Below are 433 nucleotides of genomic sequence, written 5' to 3'. Positions count from 1 at the left end.
TGGAGGGATTACTCCAAGGCAAAAACTGGCTCTAGTGGCCTAATCCTCTACTTTTAACTTCGGTTAAAAATGGGGGGATTACCTTACTACAAAGCTTAGTCGACACTGCAATCCCTCAAGATTTTGCCAAGATGCAAGCCGCTTTTGCGGCTAAAAACTATGAGCAGGTCGAAAAACTTGCCCATAAAATGAAAGGAGGCGCTGTCTATGTCGGTACTCTTCGTATGAAATATGCTTGCCAATACTTAGAGCGCTATTGGAAATCAGGGCAACGAGAGCTATTTGAGAAACTTTATGCGCAAGCCGTTTCAGTCATTGAAGAGACGATGTCCTATGTTAAAAACTGGCTTCAATCAAGCAATTCTTAACTGCCTCAATTTAGGCTTTATTTTGATCTATGCTTTGTTTCTAGAACACTCATAAAAAGCTAAGT

Annotated in this window: 1 protein-coding gene; it reads left to right on the top strand. The window is 40.9% G+C overall.

All coding sequences use genetic code 11. The annotated features are described in order from the left end of the window. Positions 1-77: 77 nt before the first annotated feature. Positions 78-368 carry an Hpt domain-containing protein gene (locus Lnau_RS03330; RefSeq protein WP_157070618.1) on the top strand — a complete coding sequence of 97 codons (291 nt, stop codon included), beginning with the start codon at positions 78-80 and terminating at the stop codon, positions 366-368. Positions 369-433: the final 65 nt, after the last annotated feature.

The sequence above is a fragment of the Legionella nautarum genome, assembly GCF_001467895.1.
Taxonomy (GTDB): Bacteria; Pseudomonadota; Gammaproteobacteria; order Legionellales; family Legionellaceae; genus Tatlockia; species Tatlockia nautarum.
The sequence above is the reverse complement of the archived record's forward strand: the minus strand, read 5'-3'. Positions and strand labels throughout refer to the sequence as shown.